This window comes from Leclercia sp. UBA5076, assembly GCF_002416465.1.
Lineage (GTDB): Bacteria > Pseudomonadota > Gammaproteobacteria > Enterobacterales > Enterobacteriaceae > Enterobacter.
This window is the reverse complement of sequence record NZ_DIAO01000014.1, coordinates 52,812-71,867: the sequence shown is the minus strand read 5'-3', so window position 1 is coordinate 71,867 and position 19,056 is coordinate 52,812. Positions and strand designations below refer to the sequence as shown.

Sequence of the window (19,056 nt, the reverse complement as noted above, 5' to 3'; positions counted from 1 at the left end):
CGGGGCCGCACCGTATAAATCACGTAGAGATAGGGTCGCCATGCCATAGGACACCTCCTGCAAATCGCTACTTACAGCATGTACCGCACCGGGCCCCACGTCGGTCAGGCGAAAGTGGTATCTGGTTATTAGCCGCTAAACTGGCGAGTGGTGCGGCCTGTCGCCCGGCGGCGCTGCGCTTGCACGGGCCTACGGACTGGCGGGTGGTGCGGGCCTTGCCCGGCGGCGCTGCGCTTGCGCGGGCCTACTCATTCACGTAGGCCGGGTAAGGCGCAGCCGCCACCCGGCAGAAGATCGCAATATGTTAAATTACGTAAAACACTCTATAGTCGTAGTGTTTCATTAAAAAAGGATGAGCTGATGCGATTTAACGGACTGACCAAAGGTTTCTTCATACTGATACTGCTGATGGTCTCATGGGCGTTTTTTGATGTGCTGTCGCCCTACTTCTCGGCCATTCTGTGGGCTGCTATCCTGGCGGTGATTTTCTACCCGGTCAAAAACACCCTGCGTATCAAACTGGGGGATCGCAACGGGCTGGCGGCGCTGCTGAGCGTGCTGCTTATCTGCCTCATCGTCTTTATTCCGCTGATGGTGATCTTTTCCTCATTAGCCTTTGAACTCAATATTGTTTACACGCGCCTGCAGCAGAACGACACCCAATTTTCCGGGGTGTTCGCTGGTCTCTTCTCTCACCTGCCAGACTGGCTGCGCGCGCTGATGATCGAGCATGATCTCGACACTGCCGCGCAGATCCAGCAAAAGCTCTCTGAAGCGGCGCTACGCGGCGGGCAATATCTTGCCGGCAGCGCCTTCCTGATTGGTAAAGGCACCTTTGGCTTCGCCATCAGCTTTGGCGTGATGGTCTATCTGCTCTTTTTCTTGTTGAAAGATGGCCCGTGGCTGGTGCGCCAGATCCTCGACAGCCTGCCGCTGTCGAATTTCGCCAAACACCATCTGTTTGCCAAATTTGCTGGGGTTGCCCGAGCGACGGTAAAAGGCACGGCCGTGGTGGCCCTGGTCCAGGGTGTGCTGGGCGGTATCGCCTTCTGGATAGTCGGTATTAATGGCAGTATCTTGTGGGGGGCGCTGATTGCGTTCCTGTCGCTGATCCCGGCGGTCGGCTCGGCCATCGTCTGGGTACCGGCAGCTATTTTCCTCTTCGCCACCCATCAGCTATGGCAGGGCCTGTTTATCGTCGGCTTCTTTGTGCTGGTGGTGGGGCTGGTGGATAACCTGCTGCGCCCGCTGCTGGTGGGAAAAGACACCAAAATGCCCGATTATCTTATCCTCATCACTACCCTCGGCGGGATGGAGATTTATGGCATCAACGGTTTTGTGATTGGTCCGTTAATCGCCGCCCTGTTTATCGCCTGCTGGAACCTGCTTTCGGGTCGCGATCATGCCGGTAATGCCGAAGAGATTGACGATGCGATTATCGAGGAAGGGAAAAATTCGCCTGATTTATGAAGAAGGAATAAGACGTGCGTATCGCCACTATCACTAACTGGGCATACGGTGCCACGGTTTGTCTGACTATCGCTTCCGGCGTGGCTATGTTGATGGCCTCCAGCGCCGAAAGCGTTGAGCGGCAGGCCGTTGAACAGCGCTACGTCTTCGATCAGCTCACCGAAGAGGTGGAAGTTGACGCCTGGGCGCTCTCCGACCTGGCGCGGTTGTACGTCATTAAACAGGATCCCGCGGTGGCAGAGGAGTACCGCCAGAAAGCGGAAACGATGGTCAGAATTGAGCATCGCCTGCAAAAGCTGAAAGATGCGGGTGCCAGTGATGAAGAGCTGGCGCTGCTGCACGAAGGTTTGCAGATGGCCGATGCGCTGCAGGATGAGCAACAGAGTGCTATCGCCAGCGTCGGGCGCGGGCAGCAGCCTCAGGCCATTGAACTGCTTTATAACGAGCGTTACGAGAGCGAGCTGGAGCAGGTCCAGAATCAGCTCGATCATTTTCGTCAGATGCTGGACCGCCGCACCAATGTGGCAATTGAGGATGCCACGGCAAAATCCCGCGCGCTGCGTACCCTCTCCGAGGTGATGGTCGGCCTGACCGCACTAATGTTTTTGTTTGTGCTCGGTTTTATCCTCAAACGCCGGGTGCTGCGCCCGGTGGTGCGCCTGAGTGATGTGGTCAACCGACTGGCGTCTCAGGATTATGGGGTCGAAGCCCCGGATTACCGGCAGATCGACGAGATTGGCGATATGGCCCAGGCGATCCGTATCTTTCGTGAAAACGGTCTGGTACGGCAGCGGCTGGAAAAAGAGCGTGATGCCGACTGGGCGATCCGCGAGCTGCTGGCGCGAATGACGCAGCGGCTGCAAGGGTGCGAGTCCGTCGAGGATGTCCTGAACGTGGCGCAACTGTTCGCGCCCGGCATAGCGCCGGGCATTCCCGGACAGCTCTGGCTTCTCGAAAGGGAGCCGTGGCAGATGCACTGTGCCGCCGAATGGCTCGACCCGCAGGGTGAGTCCGATCCCTTCCATCCGGACCAGTGCTGGGCCGTGCGCCGCGGGCAGAGTCATCCGCCAGTGACCGGCGAGCCGGATATTACCTGTTACCACCTCCCCGACGCCTGTGCCAGCCATGCGCTCTGCGTTCCCCTGATTGCCCAGGGCGAAACCATCGGCCTGCTCTCGTTCCAGAACGTGACCCCGGCGATGGCTCCATCCCGCGCCTATCTGGAGCTGATGGCCGAGGCGCTCGGTCTGGCGCTGGCCAACCAGCGCCTGCGTGATGCCCTGCTGGAGAAAGCGTTGTTCGACCCGCTGACTGGCTTGCGTAACCGCCACCATCTGGAAGATGCTCTGCGCACCCAGATAAACCAGGCGATGCACAGCGGTACGCCATTAAGCTGCCTGATGATCGATATCGATTACTTTAAAGCCATCAACGACAGACTGGGCCACGACGCGGGAGACCTGGTGATTAAAAGCGTGGCGACCATTGTCCAGCGTGCAGTAAGCGACAAAGGCATGGCGTTCCGCTATGGCGGCGAGGAGTTTCTGGCCCTGCTGCCGGGCGCGGATGAAGAGACGGCGTTTACCTGCGCCAGTGAAATTCATACCGCTGTGCATAACCTGACGCTGCGTTATGAGCTCTCGGAGATCGGCCCGGTTGATGTATCGATCGGTATTGCCAGCTATCCGCAGCACGCTCAGGGCGATAACCTGCTGCGTGCCGCCGACGTGGCGCTCTACCGGGCGAAAGAGCTGGGGCGTTCAAGGATCGTCAGCTTTGGGATGCTGGAGGGGAGTTAACGGTTTGCTCAAAGTAAAAGATGCAGATAAATTATTGCTTGCCCTCTGACACTGAGAACGTTTTTCTGCCTTCACGCTAAATATTATCTTCCCGTTGCCGATAATGCCCCTTGATACCCTTAAGCCAAATTCAATGCCGCATTCGTGTGCGCAACGACAAGGAAGAGTGCAATGCCCAGTAAATCAATCAAGGCGATGATTCAGGAAATTAATAATAACGAAGCCGATGGTGGCGGGCTTTGGTTGCCAAATATTCAGCGACAGTTTGTCTGGAATACCGATCAAATAGCCCGCCTGTTCGACTCTGTCATGCGGCAATATCCCCTCTCCTCCCTGCTGTTCTGGAAAACCCGCGAAGAAATTAAGCACCGTAAATTTATAGAGAATTTCAACGACGGCAAGGTCGATTTAAAAGATCACTATCATCACGGCAAAACGAAGTCGAAATGGCTGGTTCTGGACGGCCAGCAGCGCTTACAAAGTTTTTATCTGGCGTTGAAAGGTAGCATTGACGGTAAAGTACTCCATTTCAATGTGCTGAGTGGTACATCGACAAGCAATGAAGAAATTCGCTATCAGTTTGAGTTTCAGGATGCCGCCACAAGCTCCTGGCCATGGATGGTCATGTCAGACATTGTCTACACCAAAAAATTACCCGAACAGATTCTCAGCCAGCGCATTGAAGAAGAAAAGCTGGAACTAAGCGCGAAAGAGCGAGAACAGGCGACAATCAATATTAGTCGTGCAGGTAAAGAGTTTAGTAATGAAGGTAAGTTGCTTTATCACGTGATTGACAGCAGCGAAGACGACAGCGAACTTGATTTTGACGATGTGGTTGAGGTCTTTATTCGGGCGAACTCAGGCGGTACAAGGTTAAGCAAATCAGATCTAATGTTTACGCTGCTCTCCACCGAGTGGTCTGACGCTGACGTTATCTTTGAAGACTTTCTGGAGAAGATTAATGATAACGGCCGCTTCAACTTCTCCCGCGATTTTCTGATTAAACTTAGCACCACGCTGCTGGGCTTTGGTGCCAAATATGATGTGGATAAACTGCGTGATGATAATGTGCGTAACCAGATCAGTGAAAACTGGCCAGCTATCGCCAAAGCGCTTATGTTTGTGAAAGATGAGATTGTCAGTAAAACCTATATTCGATCCGGCAAAGCACTCACCTCTTATAATGCACTGATTCCCTTAGTATATCTGCAATATCACTTCCCGGGGAAATTAGCGAGATCGCAAGCATTAAAGCAGTATCTGGTGCCTGCTCTGCTGAATGGCGTTTTTTCTGGTCAGCCAGATGGCATTATAGATAAGCTGGTAAAAGTGATCGACGACCAGGAGAGCTTCGATCTGAAAAAGATCCGTGCGGCGATCGTTTCGGCCAATCGTAGCCTGCATTTAACCGAAGAGCGCCTCTTCGGTTGGTGCGGCTACGGTAGCGGGCACATCCACCTGCTGTTTAACTTGTGGTATGGCGGAGAATACAAATCTTCAGGCTTTCAGCATGAACCGCAGATTGACCACATTTTTGCCCGTAGCCTGCTAAAAGAAGAGAAGATTTTAAATGAAGAAACTGGCCGTATGGTACGTGTCTACGAAAACTGGGAAATCGACCAGTTGGCGAACTGTATGCTGTTACCTGCCCATCAGAATGGCGCAGGCGACAAAGGAGCCCAGTCCCTCGATACATGGCTAAAAGATCAATCCCCGGAATTTTTGGATCTGCACTGTATCCCCCGCAGCCCCAGGACCTTATGGAAGCTGGAAAATTACCGGCGCTTTATTGAGAAACGCAAACAGTTGATCCAGGAACGTATCGCCGAAATGGGATTACTGGAGGACGAAGAGTAAGCAGTGTGGAAGGCGGTGGCATAATGCCGCCGCCATTTCAGTTTAAGGGGAAACAGGCATTCGAATGTCTAAGCGTATCAAGAACAGTGATTTAAATTCAGGAAGCAACGTTAGATCTGATTTTGTTCACGCCAACGCTTAACCATATCGGCAGTGACTTCTTTTTCGTAGCAAATCGGTGAATACCCTCCTGCTTTGCTCCACGCACTGCGTCTGCCGCATGCACTTCCATTTCTCGCCTGATTAAAAGGACAGGCACATACCCCAGGATACGAAGCGATTGATTCAGCAATAATCTTTTTTTTAACCGAAGTATCAGAGATCGCATTACCTTTTGCTACTGCATTACCCGCCATAAAAAAAGCACATGCAGTAAACATCATTATTAGTAATTTTTTATTTTTCATATTATTCAAGTTGCGATTATGTATTTAGCTAAAATAATTCACGCATATTTCAAAGAGTTTGATATAAAACAAGGTTATGTATAAATAAAATGAATTTATTGCAAATAAGATATTCTCATCACAAATTAAATTTACCTGCGCTCAAACATAGTTTGACGGTTATTCGCCGAGCCTGTTGCCGCTACTGCAAAATGATAACAAAAGAAAAATCCTGTACGCCTCTACCGACTCTCAGACGCTTATTGAACAGCTCTCCGCGGAGCTTGCAGCGATACCGGCAGCAGTGGAAAAGCCACTTTGGCCCCTATATCGGGCGCGACGAGGCCATCTGTTTTGCCAAACGGTTAACCGGCTAGCCCGGTTACACTCCCGGCAGGATCGCGTATCATCGCCCTTCGGATTGATGACTGATACTGCCTCCCATGAACCTCAATGTCCTCTGTTATCTCCTTTTGGCCCTGATCGCTGCGGGCAGCGCCTTGTCCCCTCACCCTTTTGCGATGTGGTTTCTGCTCGCCAGCGCGCTGACGTTTATGATCTACGGCGCCGACAAAATCGCGGCCCGCAAAGCCTGGCGCCGGGTTCCGGAGTCGACCTTGCTGATCTGCGGGGTAGTCGGAGGGTGGCCGGGAGCGATCTTTGGCCAGCAGCTGTTTCGCCATAAAACCCAAAAGCAGCCTTTCAAAACCTGGTTTATGTTAAGCGTGATCCTCAACCTCGTGGTGCTGGTCCTGGCGGCATGGCGACTCCACTATTATTGAGAGGACGATGAATGCTAACGGCCTGAGATCATGGCGGAGTGCCTTGGTGAAAGAGGTGTACGCGAAGAGGGACATACTGCATCGGTGAAAGCGCGATTTTCATCGCATTATGCCAGGCTTTATGTTCATCAAAGAAAAGGGATCGCTCATTTGAAAAATGCGAAATACGACATGCCCCAACGTGATAACGGGTTCGTTGGCCTCGGGGACTATGCTGCTATCGGCGAAGGACGCTCGGTAGCGCTCATCGCCCCGGATGGCTCGATCGACTGGTGGGGCGCGCCCAATCTCGATTCCCCGCCCCTCTTCGACCGGTTACTGGATCCCAACATCGGTGGTTTTTTCAGCCTGACACCTGCGGATGAATACACCGTCTCGCGCGCCTATCGCGATGACAGCAACATTCTGGAAACCCGCTATGAGACGAAAGGCGGCACGGTTCTGTTAACCGAATCCATTAACAGTACTCTGGCGGGCCGCCTGCCCTGGAGTGAGCTGGCGCGCCGTCTGGAAGGCCTCCGCGGCACCGTGACGTTCAGGCTTCATCTGCGGTTCGGAACGATGATCGAAACCCGCTCGCCCTGGCGCTCCGATACCTTCAAGGGCAGCGTTTATCATATTGGCGACCTGATGGCGATGCTGCACACCAGCAAAAACGTAGTCATTACCCATGCCGATGATGAAGAGGTCGAGGCGGAGATCGTTCTGAAAAAAGGGAGCCGGGAGCTGGTCGCACTGCTGGTGACGCAGAGTGAGCCGCTGGCGGTGCCCGATATCGAGGCGATTGATAACCGCATTGAGACCAGCCACACCGCGTGGCAGGACTGGGTGAAGGGGCTGAAATATGATGGCCTGTACAAAGATCACGTTATCCGCTCCGCGCTGGCGCTGAAGTTCCTCTGGTACTCTCCTACCGGCGCGCTGGCGGCGGCGGCCACCACCTCTCTGCCGGAGGGGCCCGGCGGCAGTAAAAACTATGATTACCGTTTTGCCTGGGTGCGCGATGCCTGCCTGATCATCAAAGCCTTTACCTATCTTGGCACCCTTGAAGAGTGTAAGGCGGCCTTCTCCTGGCTGTCGAAAACCATCATCAAACACGGCCCGGAGATGCGGGCCTGCTACACCCTCGACGGCGAGCTGGTGCCGGAAGAGAAGTACGCGGAGCTCCAGGGCTACCGGGATTCGCAGCCGGTACGCCTGGGCAATAATGCCCGAACCCAGCGCCAGCTGAGCATGTATGGCGATATGCTGGGGGTGGCAAAACTGTTCGTCGAGGCGGGCCATATTCTGGATACGGGCACGTCGCGCTTTTTAGGGCATCTTGCCAATCAGTGCGCCGATCGCTGGCGCATGAAGGATTCGGGGATCTGGGAACTGCCGGAAGAGCGGCACTATACCCACTCAAAAATGTCCTGCTGGCTGGCGCTGGACTGCGCCGTGGTACTGGCGGAGGGCAGCCATATCGAACCCACATGGAAAGCGCGCTGGGCGCGGGAGCGGGACAGGATCCGCGACTGGATTGAAGAGCACTGCTGGTCCGAAACCCATCAGTCTTACTGCTTTTACAGCGGCGATGGTGGGCTGCTTGATGCGTCACTCACCCTGGTGTCACGCTACGGTGTGAAGGTCAACCCGAAGCGCATGAAGCTCACCTATGAGGCGATCTATCGCGAACTGGGCCATAACAGCGCAATGATCTACCGCTACAGCGGCGTTGAGCAGGAGGAGAGCACCTTTATCGCCTGCGCCTTCTGGCTGGCTGAAGCCTGGGCCTCCATGGGTGAACCGGCGCTGGCGGAAGCGAACATGGATGAAATTCTCAATACCCTGTGCCATCGCGGCAATGTCGAAACCTTTAATGAGATGTTCGATACCCGCACCGGCGAATGGGTTGGCAACATGCCCCAGGGGTTAAGCCATCTGGCGCTGATCTGCGCGGCGCAGGCCATCAGCGATCACCGGAAGGATAAATAGCGAGAGCGGAAGTGGTACGCCAGCGCGCTGGATAACAGTCTGTCATCATGCTTGTCTGTTCAAAAACAGACAAGCATGAAATGCCGTCACCAGGTGAGCACGCTTTTCAGTTAATTTTTGTTTTTCTTTTCCAGCGCTTCCCACAGCCCCATCAGGTAAGTGACACCCAATGCACGATCGTACAGACCGTAGCCCGGGCGGCCCTCTTCACCCCAGATAAAGCGGCCATGATCCGGACGGATATAGCCATCGAAACCGTTATCATGCAGAGCCTGCATAACGCGATACATATCCAGTGAACCATACCGGGAAGGATGAGCAGACTCGTAGAAGTCTTTATCCTTAATTAACTTAATATTACGCACATGGGCAAAATGGAGACGCTTACGGCGGGTGAATTCGGCCAGAATTTCGTACACGTCATTGTCCGGATCTTCAGCAATAGAGCCGGTACACAGCGTTATCCCATTAGAGGGGGAGTCAACCGCATCGCAAATCATTGCCAGATCGGTGTAATTTTTCACCACTCGCGGCAGTCCGAAAATAGAGTACGGAGGATCATCGGGATGGATCGCCATTTTCACGCCAACTTCTTCACAAACAGGAATAATTTCACGCAGAAAGTAAAACAGGTTTTCACGCAGCTTGTCGTCATCCACGCCGTTATAGCGAGCAAATAATTCCTGCACTTTTGCCAGACGCTCCGGTTCCCATCCTGGCAACGCGAAACCATTCGAATTATCCAGAACCTCCTTCACCACCTCCTCCAGGGTCTTATCTATCCCCTGTTTTTCGAATGCCATGGTCAGGGAGCCATCCGGAAGGCGGTAGTTCATGTCTGTTTTCATCCAGTCAAAGACCGGCATGAAGTTATAACAGATAACCTTTACGCCAAAACCCGCCAGATTACTGATGGTTTGTTTGTAGTTCTCAATGTAACGGTCGCGCTCGGGGGTGCCGATTTTGATGTCATCGTGGATGTTGACGCTTTCGATCACCTCCATCGTTAACCCTGCGGCATGAGCCTGCTCTACCAGAGCCTTAATTTTTTCCACCGGCCAGATCTCTCCGGGCGCAACGTCATACAATGCCCCCACGACACCCTCAACCCCGGGCACCTGTCGAATATACTCAAGGGGAATTTTATCCTCCTGAGGCCCAAACCAGCGCATTGTCATCTGCATTTTGCTTCCACCTTTGTCGTTACGTTTTCGCGTTTGAATAAGTACCATACTAGTATTAAAAAGCATATTCAGTAATTTTTATGAGATCAAGCCTCGCCGGAAAAATAACGTCTCTTTTACCCTGCAACGCGGTGGAAGCCTGCCTCCCCCGTTAGAAGAAATAACCCTTTCAGGAAAGGTTGTTATTTTGTGAAAGATTTTAATAAGAAAAGCATTATGTAATATATATTCTGCCATTTACATTCAGAAATGCACAAATAAACACAACCCTCTCCAAAAAGAACAAATAAATAACATTTGATGACTATGATATGAGTCACACTTTTTTATTTATACTTGTATGGTAGTAGACTTGTAATCCGTGAGAGGTTTAATGTTTATGGCATAAAACATGCGCCGTTGGCCTGCTTCGGCCAAAAAGGGGCGGTGTTTAGGTTATAAAAAACTGCGCTCACGGAGACTTTATGTCACTGATTAATAATAGCTTTATGATCAAAAACATCACAGGGCAGAAGCTATATTCTGAACTGGCAAAATCGCTACCCATTATTGATTATCATTGTCATCTTGATGCAAAAGCGATATGGGAAAATAAACCCTTTACCGATATGACTCAGCTATGGCTGGAGGGCGATCATTACAAATGGCGTGCCATGCGCGCGAATGGGATCCCTGAACGGAAAATTACCGGTAATGCCAGTGCGGAAGAAAAATTCGAAGCCTGGGCGCAAACCGTTGAAGCCAGTTTTGGCAATCCGCTTTACCACTGGCCCCATCTCGAACTGAAGCACTATTTTAATATCGACGACACCCTCAACAGCAAAAACTGGCGTGAAATTATGCGCCGCTGTAATGAACAGTTACGTGGCAGTGATTTTTTACCCCAGGCATTAATTCGCCGCTCTAACGTTGAAGCGCTGTGCACTACCGATGGCCCGCTTGACGATCTGCACTACCATCAGCAACTGGCAGCGCAGAGCGATTTTGCCACTCTCGTCCTGCCTACCTTCCGCCCGGATGAACTGTTCGATACGGACCCGGATCGCTTCCTGACCTTTGTCGAACGGCTGGCGCAGAAAACAGACATATCGATCGCGTCACTCGAACACTTCCTGGCTGCACTGGCGTCACGCATTGATTTCTTCCACTCCGTGGGCTGCCGAATTTCCGATCACGGGCCGCTGGCAGTGCACTATTGCTGTCTCGATGAAACCGCGCAAGCCGCGCTGTTCCAACGCCGACTGGCGGGTGAAACGCTGACGGAAAATGAACGCCAGGCGTGGGATAGCCTCATTTTTGTCGCGCTTGCCAGAATGTACAAACAGCGCGGCTGGGCGATGCAGATTCACTTCGGTGCGATCCGTAACAACAACATGCCGATGTTCCGCAAAGTCGGCATTAACAGCGGTTTTGATTCAATTGGCGATCAGCCCCATCTCGCCGGGAGCCTGAACGCCCTGCTCAATGCCATGGCTGAAAACGACGGTCTGCCAAAAACGATCCTCTATAACCTTAACGCCAGCTACAACGACGTGGTCGCCTCCACCCTCGCCAATTTCCAGAGCGGTGAAGAGGGCGTGAAGTCCCCGCTGCAATTTGGTTCCGGCTGGTGGTTTAACGATACGCGCCGCGGCATGGTTAGCCAGCTTAACACCCTGGCCGATCAGGGTTTACTGGCCAATTTTATCGGCATGCTCACCGACTCCCGCAGCTTCGTCTCCTATACCCGTCACGATTACTTCCGCCGGATCCTCTGCAATCTGATTGGCGGCTGGGTAGAGAGAGGGGAAGTCCCGAAAGATGAAGCGATCCTTGCTTCCATGATTCGCGGCATCTGTGTTGAAAACGCACGCCGCTATTTTTGTTTTGCTCAAGCCTGAGGCAGGAATAACCTATGTCGCTTAAGAAGAGAAAAGTCACTATTCCTGTCAGTATCGGCTATGGTCTGACAGATATCATGGGTGGCGGGGCTTTTACCGTTATTGGTGCCTGGCTGCTTTTCTTCTATACCACCTTTGTCGGTCTGTCGCCGATTGAAGCAGCCTCTATCGTCGCTATCGCCCGTATTGTCGACGCGATCGTCAGCCTGTTTATGGGCAGTTTTACGGATCATTTTTATAAAAATTACCTGGGCAAAAAATTTGGTCGCCGGCGGTTCTTTCTGCTGATCGGTGCGCCGCTGATGCTGGTTTATATTCTGCTCTGGCTGAACGGGATGAATTTCTGGTTCTATCTCGCCGTCTATCTGGCCTTTGAAATCATTGCTGCAATGGTGCTGATCCCATGGGAAACGCTGCCGTCGGAAATGACTAAAGACTTCAACGACCGTACCAAACTTTCCACCTGCCGTATGTTCCTGTCAGCCTCCGGAACGTTCCTCGCGACCTTTATTCCAGGCCTGCTGATTGGCTGGCTGGGCGATCACAATGCCGATGCTTATCTGATCAACGGCGTGGTGTTTGCCGTGCTGTTCACCGTCTGCGTGTTTATCTCCTGGAAAGTTACATGGGAACGAGAATTAACCCCAGAAATGCTGGCAGAAATGGAAAAAGCGCCACAGGCAAAAACAGCCGCTGAGCAACTCGCCGCCGTAGGCAACCTGTTTAAGGAGTACGCTTCAACGCTGAAGGTTCGCGCGTTCCGTAAACACCTCGCCATCTATCTTTTCTCCTTTACCGCCAAGGATGTTTACAACACGGTTTTCGTCTTCTTCTGCGTATACTGTCTGAGCGTTTCCTCCTCGCTGGCGGGCTCCCTGCTCTCCATGAGCATCGTCGGGTTGCCGGTTACGCTGGCGGCAGGCGTGGCAATCATCAAATATGGCCCGTCACGTCTTTATGTCTTTGCTTACTCTGTCATGCTGCTCTGTCTCGGCGGGTTCTTTCTGGTCTATCAGTTCCCGACAGACCACAAAGTGATGCTGCTGGTGATCCTCGCCGGGGTTTATCAGGTGGGCCGCTGCGTGCTGGAATTTACCCCGTGGAACGTCTTCCCGTTTATTCCGGATATCGACGAAATGATCACGCGTCAGCGTCGTGAAGGGCTGTTTGCGGCGGTAATGACCTTCTCCCGTAAGACTACGGTCGCCATTGCGACCTTTGCGGTGGGTCTGTTCCTGCAGAGCGGCGGCTTCGTGAAAGGGAGCCAGGTTCAGCCACAGGAAGCCATCAATACCATCGCCCTGCTGCTGTTTGTGGGTACCGCCGGTCTGCTGATTATTGCCCTGTGGCAGGCGCTCACCTTCCATCTGAACAAGCGCACGCACAAGATCTTTGTAGATGAAATTGAACGCCTGAAGGCACATGGCCGCAAACAGGATGTCACGCCCGAGGCTCGCCATGTCGTGGAAGACCTCACGGGCTATTCCTATGACGAGCTGTGGAATCCCGTGTCCGCAGAGTATGTAGCCCCTGCGACGCCCGGTTCCGCGCTGAACGGCTAACCCCCGTCGGCAGCAGGCTTTGCCCCGCCCGCTGCCGACCCTTTCCTGCCCTGTTTAACCCCCTGCTGGATTTAAGAATAATCCCACCAACATCGCCGTCTATGCTTAACGTTTAAAAAAAGACGACAACGTCGCGCCCTCTTTGACCGTTATTTCCCCTTTGCATACCGGAGGCCTGGCATGAGCAACCAAGGCGAATACCCCGAAGATGGTGAGTTCGGGAAGCACGAACAACACGATTTTAGCCTGTCCCGACGGGACCTTTTAAAAGCCAGCGCCGCAGCAGCGGCGACCGCGGCGGTCTATCCCTGTTCCGCCCTGGCCGAGGGCGAACCCGCCGTCACACCCGCACCGGAGAAAATGCCGGTAACGTTTCGCGTCAATGGCGAGGCGCAGCAGCTGGAGGTGGATACCCGCACCACCCTGCTGGATGCCCTGCGCGAGAACCTGCACCTGACCGGCACCAAAAAAGGCTGCGATCACGGACAGTGCGGCGCCTGCACCGTCATCGTTGACGGGCGCAGGATCAATTCCTGCCTCACCCTGGCCGTGATGCACCAGAACGCCGATATCACTACCATCGAGGGGCTGGGCACTCCTGACAATCTGCACCCTATGCAGGCGGCGTTTGTTAAACACGATAGCTATCAGTGCGGCTACTGTACGCCGGGGCAAATTTGCTCTTCGGTGGCGGTGCTGAAAGAGATTGAAGAGGGCATCCCCAGCCATGTGACCCTCGATCTGGTCTCTCCTCCCGAAATGAATGCCCAGGAGATCCGCGAGCGCATGAGCGGCAACATCTGCCGCTGCGGCGCATACGCCAACATACTCGCTGCCATTGAGGATGTCGCCGGAGGGGAAAAATCATGAAAGCCTTCACCTATGAGCGGGTAAAAACCCCAGCTGAAGCCGCCGCCAGCGCCCAGCGCACACCTGGCGCCAAATTTATCGCGGGCGGCACCAATCTGCTGGATCTGATGAAGCTGGAAATCGAGACCCCTGGGCATCTGATCGACGTAAACGGCCTGGGGCTGGATAAGATTGATGCCACTGACGAGGGGGGGCTGCGCATCGGCGCCCTGGTGCGTAACACCGATCTGGCTGCAGATGAGCGCGTGCGCCGCGACTATGCCGTGCTCTCCAGAGCGCTGCTGGCCGGGGCATCTGGTCAGTTGCGCAACCAGGCCACCACGGCGGGCAATCTTCTGCAGCGCACGCGATGCCCCTACTTTTACGATACGAACCAACCCTGCAATAAACGCCTTCCCGGCAGCGGTTGCGCGGCGCTGGAAGGTTTTAGTCGTCAGCATGCGGTCGTCGGGGGGAGCGAAGCCTGCATTGCCACCCATCCCGGCGATATGCCCGTCGCGATGCGCCTGCTGGACGCGGTGGTAGAAACCATCAATGCAGATGGAAAAACGCGCAACATCCCCCTCGCCGATTTCTATCGTGCGCCGGGAAAAACGCCCCATATTGAGACCGTGCTGACGCCCGGCGAGCTGATTACCGCCGTCACCCTGCCGCCGCCCGTGGGCGGGCAACACATCTACCGTAAGGTTCGCGATCGCGCCTCCTACGCCTTTGCGCTGGTCTCGGTGGCTGCGATTGTCCAGCCCGATGGCACCGGCCGCGTCGCGCTGGGCGGTGTCGCCCATAAACCCTGGCGGATGGCGCAGGCCGATGCGCAACTCCCCCAGGGGGCACAGGCGGTGTATGACGCGCTGTTTGCCGACGCGCATCCGACGGCTGAAAACAGGTTCAAACTTACCCTGGCGAAGCGAACGCTTGCCTCCGTGCTGACAGAAGCGAGGGCTCAGGTATGAAATTTGAGAAACCGGCAGGGGAAAACCCAATCGATCGGTTACAGGTGGTTGGACAGCCCCATGACCGTATCGACGGCCCGCTAAAAACCACCGGCAAGGCGCACTATGCCTACGAATGGCACGACACCGCGCCCAATGCGGCCTATGGCTATGTGGTCGGATCGGCGATTGCCAAAGGCGAGATTGCCGCCATCGACACCCTGGCCGCGAAAAACGCGCCAGGCGTGCTGACGGTCGTCACGGCCAGCAGTGCTGGCGAGCTCGGCAAAGGCGAGAGAAATACGGCCACTCTGCTGGGCGGCCCGAAAATAGAGCACTACCATCAGGCCGTTGCGCTGGTGGTGGCAGAGACGTTCGAGCAGGCCCGGGCCGCGGCGTCGCTGGTGCAGGTCCAGTACCGCCGTGAAAAGGGCGCCTGGTCGCTGGCAGAGGAAAAACCCGCCGTCAACGAGCCCCCGGAGAAGACCCCTGACAAAAACGTCGGCGATGTTGACGCCGCCTTTGCCGCCGCCGAGGTGAAGATAGATGTGACCTATACCACCCCCGATCAGAGCCATATGGCGATGGAGCCGCATGCCTCTATGGCGGTCTGGGACGGCGACAAGGTGACCGTCTGGACTTCCAATCAGATGGTCGCCTGGTGCCGCACCGATCTGGCGGCGACGCTGAAGATCCCCGAGGAGAACGTGCGCATCATCTCCCCCTATATCGGCGGAGGCTTTGGCGGCAAGCTGTTCCTTAGGAGCGATGCGCTGCTGGCCGCGCTGGCGGCCCGCACCCTGAAGCGCCCTGTAAAGGTCATGCTGTCGCGCCCGACAATTCCCAACAACACCACTCACCGCCCGGCGACCATCCAGCATATTCGCATCGGGACCGACAAGGCGGGCAAGATTACCGCCATCGCCCATGACAGCTGGTCCGGCAATCTGCCCGGCGGCACGCCGGAGACGGCGGTGCAGCAGACCGAACTGCTTTATGCGGGCGCCAATCGTCATACCGGCCTGCGGCTGGCAAAACTGGATCTGCCCGAGGGCAACGCCATGCGCGCCCCCGGTGAAGCGCCGGGCATGATGGCGCTTGAGATCGCCATTGATGAGATGGCGGAGAAAGCGGGCATCGATCCTGTCGAATTTCGCATTCTCAATGATACTCAGGTCGATCCGGCCGATCCCAACCGCCCTTTCTCCCGTCGTCAGCTTATCGAGTGCCTGCGTACCGGCGCCGAAGAGTTCGGCTGGAAGCAGCGCAACGCAACGCCCGGCCAGGTTCGCGACGGACGCTGGCTGGTGGGCTACGGCATGGCGGCCGGTTTTCGCAATAACCTGTTAGAAAAATCGGGTGCCCGGGTGCATCTGGACGCGGACGGAAACGTGACGGTAGAAACCGACATGACGGACATCGGCACCGGGAGCTATACCATCATTGCCCAGACGGCGGCGGAGATGCTGGGCGTGCCGCTGGACAAGGTGACGGTGCATCTCGGTGATTCGAACTTCCCGGTGTCGGCCGGTTCAGGCGGCCAGTGGGGTGCGAACACCTCCACTTCGGGGGTTTACGCCGCCTGCGTGAAGTTACGCCAGACCATTGCCACGAACCTCGGTTTTGATCCGGACCAGGCGCAGTTCAGCGACGGCAAGATCGTTCTTGATACCCGCAGCGCAGACATTCGCGAGGCCGCAGCCAACGGCACGCTGACCGCCGAAGACAATATCGAGTTTGGCGATCTGGATAAGCAGTATCAGCAGTCGACCTTTGCCGGTCACTTTATCGAAGTGGCGGTCGATATGGCGACAGGTGAAGTCCGGGTCCGCCGCATGCTGGCGGTCTGTGCCGCAGGCCGGATCCTCAATCCGAAAACCGCCCGCAGCCAGGTAATTGGCGCGATGACCATGGGGCTCGGCGCGGCGCTGATGGAAGAGCTGGCGGTGGATACCCGTCTTGGCTACTTCGTTAATCACGATATGGCGGCGTATGAAGTCCCGGTTCATGCCGATATCCCGGAACAGAAGGTGATTTTCCTCGACGATACCGATCCCATCTCCTCGCCGATGAAGGCCAAAGGGGTGGGTGAACTGGGGCTGTGTGGCGTCGGGGCGGCCATCGCCAATGCGATCTATAACGCGACGGGGGTACGGGTGCGGGAGTATCCCATCACCCTGGACAAGCTGATCGATGCGCTACCCGATGTGGTGTAAGGAGAGAGCATGCTGCAAGGCGCTGCGCTAAGTGAACAGATAATCCCCGAGCAGGCTTTTGCTACCGACGACAGCGTGGCGGTGCTGCGCTTCGCGGCGGAGGCGTTTACGGCAGGCATGGCGGTGGCGCTGGTGACCCTGGTGGAGATCCGCGGCGGGGCCGCCAGGCCGCTGGGGGCGCAGATGGCCGTTCGCGAGGACGGGCTCTATTGCGGCTATGTCTCCGGCGGCTGCGTGGAGGCCGCTGCCGCGTACGAGGCACTGGAGACCCTTGCCTGCGGCACGGACCGTCAGGTGAAGTATGGCGAGGGATCGCCGTGGTTCGATATTGTGCTCCCCTGCGGCGGCGGGATCACGCTGAACATCCATAAAGTGCGCACGGTACAGCCGCTGCTGGCGGTGCTGAACAGCCTCGCCCAGCGTAAACCGGTGGGACTGCATTACCTCCCCTCTTCCCAATCCTTGCAGTCGGCGCCCTGGACACCCAGGACAGGCTGGAAGGACGATCGCTTCGAGCAGGGCTATCGCCCCTGCCCGCGGCTACTGATCTATGGCGGGTCGGTGGAGGCGCAGGCGACAGCCAATGTGGCGCAGGCGGCGGGGTACGAGGTGTATTGCAATCCCCCCACGGTTGAGCTGATGGATGCGGACACGGCGGTGATTTTGCTCTGGCACGATCAGCACAAGGAGCTGCCGGTGTTACAGGCCGCGCTGGGAACGGCGCCGTTTTATATCGGTGCCCTTGGCAGCCAGCGCACCCACCAGCGTCGGGTGGGTAAACTGCGTGAGCTGGGCTGGAAAGATGCGGATATCGCGCGGATTAAGGCCCCGATTGGCATCTTCCCCCAGGCGCGGGATGCTAACACGCTGGCGCTGTCGGTGGTGGCGGACGTGGCGGCGGTAAGGGCCCACACGCGGTGATCCACCAGGATCTGGCGTCAAATGCTGCTGGTCGTGAGCGGCGAATAAGCATGGCGGGAATGCCAGTGACCACCCGTCATCCTGTCGTATGCGGCGGCATAACCAGGGTACCGGCCTTACTGCTTTCTGGTGCTGGCGCGAACTTGTAACGTTGAGGGTAATTCAATGGCTTTATCTGTCGATTTGCCAGCCAGTAGATCAAGCAACGTTTTCCCTGCGACCGTTCCCGTCTCACTCCATGGGAATTCAACCGCCGTCAGCGCCGGGGAACAGACTGCGGCAAGGGTCCCCCCGCTCAGGCTTGCCAGAGCCAGGGCGTCAGGCACTTTTTGCCCTGCACCGTGGCAGGCCATAATGCAGCCGCAGGCAATTTCATCAGAGGTGCAAATCAGCGCATCCAGCTCTGGCCAGGTAATACGAATATCGCCCAGCAGGTTTAAACCGGTCGTAATACCTGCGGGCAGATGAGAAGTCACCACACGGTGGGGCGAGTGGTTAACGGAGAGCATGGCGCTGTTCCAGCCGCTCAGTACTTGGCGAAACATAATGTTATTGGACGCCGTGCAAAGCAGGCCGATATTCTTATATCCGGCCTGCACAAGCGATGTGACCAGCTTTTTGATGGCAGCAGCATAGTCAACGCCAATACTGACCCAGCTCGCATCGCGATTGATGGCACCAATTTCAACCACCGGCACGCCGGTGTTACTGATCATTTGCGAACAACTGCTGATGTTATCAATGTTGAACTGAACAATCGCCGCCGGGTTATAGGCGAGCATTTGCGCAAAAGCGCGCTCTTCGCTCTGCCCTCCCTGACTGGACTCAATAAACATCATGCTATAGCCCTGAGTCGCGAGCACGGTCTGCAGGGTTTCGGAGACGGCAAGAAAGCCCGGAGAAGAAAATGAGGGCACCACGCCCATCACCAGGCTGGAGTCAGCGGAGGCGAGGCTACGGGCCTGGAGATTGGGCACATAGCCCAGCTCACTCACTGCCGCTTCGATGCGGTTACGGAGTTCAGGATTCACTTTTTCAGGCATACGTAACGCGCGCGACACGGTCATCGTGCTAACGCCGACCAGTTTTGCAACTTCAGCGAGCGTAATTTTACCGGTGTTTTTCCTGCGTTTTTCTCTCGCGCTATCGTCCGCTTCTAACGTCTGCACTGATCTCCTCCTTTCGCCTGACTGGGCAACCATTGTAAATGATGTTTAGCGTTT

At 55.5% G+C, this 19,056-nt stretch carries 14 protein-coding genes; 11 read left to right on the top strand and 3 right to left on the bottom strand.

What is annotated here, in order from left to right; all coding sequences use genetic code 11:
• Positions 1-360: 360 nt before the first annotated feature.
• From B3X29_RS13710 to B3X29_RS13700, 3 genes are all read left to right on the top strand, one after another.
• Entirely contained in the window at positions 361-1,470 is a 1,110-nt protein-coding gene (locus B3X29_RS13710; RefSeq protein ID WP_103178409.1) for an AI-2E family transporter, read from the top strand.
• A gap of 14 nt (positions 1,471-1,484) precedes the next feature.
• Complete coding sequence (locus B3X29_RS13705) at positions 1,485-3,269, top strand: diguanylate cyclase (protein WP_159339688.1); 1,785 nt, start codon at positions 1,485-1,487, stop codon at positions 3,267-3,269.
• A gap of 171 nt (positions 3,270-3,440) precedes the next feature.
• The gene (locus B3X29_RS13700; protein WP_156653967.1) at positions 3,441-5,126 is read left to right on the top strand and encodes a DUF262 domain-containing protein; all 1,686 of its coding nucleotides are present in this window, start codon (positions 3,441-3,443) and stop codon (positions 5,124-5,126) included.
• A gap of 110 nt (positions 5,127-5,236) precedes the next feature.
• Here the strand turns inward: B3X29_RS13700 and B3X29_RS13695 are convergent, their stop codons facing one another.
• Positions 5,237-5,509: a hypothetical protein gene (locus B3X29_RS13695; protein ID WP_103181033.1), complete on the bottom strand. Its 273-nt coding sequence runs from the start codon at positions 5,507-5,509 to the stop codon at positions 5,237-5,239.
• A gap of 446 nt (positions 5,510-5,955) precedes the next feature.
• On the opposite strand from B3X29_RS13695, the gene B3X29_RS13690 reads away from it, so the two are divergent.
• Together B3X29_RS13690 and B3X29_RS13685 are read left to right on the top strand one after the other, a co-directional pair.
• Positions 5,956-6,294, top strand: a complete 339-nt coding sequence (locus tag B3X29_RS13690; RefSeq protein ID WP_290554714.1) for a DUF1294 domain-containing protein — start codon at positions 5,956-5,958, stop codon at positions 6,292-6,294.
• A 150-nt stretch (positions 6,295-6,444) separates the two neighbouring features.
• Positions 6,445-8,268 (top strand): glycoside hydrolase family 15 protein, encoded by a 1,824-nt coding sequence (locus B3X29_RS13685; RefSeq protein WP_409454953.1) that lies wholly within the window; start codon positions 6,445-6,447, stop codon positions 8,266-8,268.
• A gap of 110 nt (positions 8,269-8,378) precedes the next feature.
• Here the strand turns inward: B3X29_RS13685 and uxuA are convergent, their stop codons facing one another.
• A complete protein-coding gene (gene uxuA / locus B3X29_RS13680) occupies positions 8,379-9,452 on the bottom strand; it encodes a mannonate dehydratase (protein ID WP_159339686.1) in 1,074 nt (357 codons plus the stop codon).
• 464 nt (positions 9,453-9,916) lie between these two features.
• Here uxuA and uxaC point away from each other — a divergent pair, with 464 nt between their 5' ends.
• The 6 genes from uxaC (at position 9,917) to B3X29_RS13650 (ending at position 17,833) form a co-directional block, all read left to right on the top strand.
• Positions 9,917-11,332: a glucuronate isomerase gene (gene uxaC, locus B3X29_RS13675; RefSeq protein WP_159339685.1), complete on the top strand. Its 1,416-nt coding sequence runs from the start codon at positions 9,917-9,919 to the stop codon at positions 11,330-11,332.
• A gap of 14 nt (positions 11,333-11,346) precedes the next feature.
• On the top strand, positions 11,347-12,894 hold the full coding sequence (locus B3X29_RS13670; protein WP_159339684.1) for an MFS transporter: 1,548 nt from the start codon (positions 11,347-11,349) through the stop codon (positions 12,892-12,894).
• A gap of 180 nt (positions 12,895-13,074) precedes the next feature.
• Positions 13,075-13,764 carry an aldehyde dehydrogenase iron-sulfur subunit PaoA gene (paoA, locus tag B3X29_RS13665; protein WP_159339683.1) on the top strand — a complete coding sequence of 230 codons (690 nt, stop codon included), beginning with the start codon at positions 13,075-13,077 and terminating at the stop codon, positions 13,762-13,764.
• Positions 13,761-14,717, top strand: a complete 957-nt coding sequence (locus B3X29_RS13660; RefSeq protein WP_156653962.1) for an FAD binding domain-containing protein — start codon at positions 13,761-13,763, stop codon at positions 14,715-14,717. The genes paoA and B3X29_RS13660 overlap by 4 nt, the downstream gene beginning before the upstream one ends.
• On the top strand, positions 14,714-16,912 hold the full coding sequence (gene paoC, locus B3X29_RS13655; protein ID WP_159339682.1) for an aldehyde oxidoreductase molybdenum-binding subunit PaoC: 2,199 nt from the start codon (positions 14,714-14,716) through the stop codon (positions 16,910-16,912). Before B3X29_RS13660 ends, paoC begins: the two co-directional genes overlap by 4 nt.
• 9 nt (positions 16,913-16,921) lie before the next feature.
• Positions 16,922-17,833 (top strand): XdhC family protein, encoded by a 912-nt coding sequence (locus B3X29_RS13650; protein ID WP_159339681.1) that lies wholly within the window; start codon positions 16,922-16,924, stop codon positions 17,831-17,833.
• A 116-nt stretch (positions 17,834-17,949) separates the two neighbouring features.
• On the opposite strand, the gene B3X29_RS13645 is transcribed toward B3X29_RS13650, so the two are convergent.
• Complete coding sequence (locus B3X29_RS13645; RefSeq protein ID WP_103178398.1) at positions 17,950-19,002, bottom strand: LacI family DNA-binding transcriptional regulator; 1,053 nt, start codon at positions 19,000-19,002, stop codon at positions 17,950-17,952.
• Between the last annotated feature and the right edge of the window lie 54 nt (positions 19,003-19,056).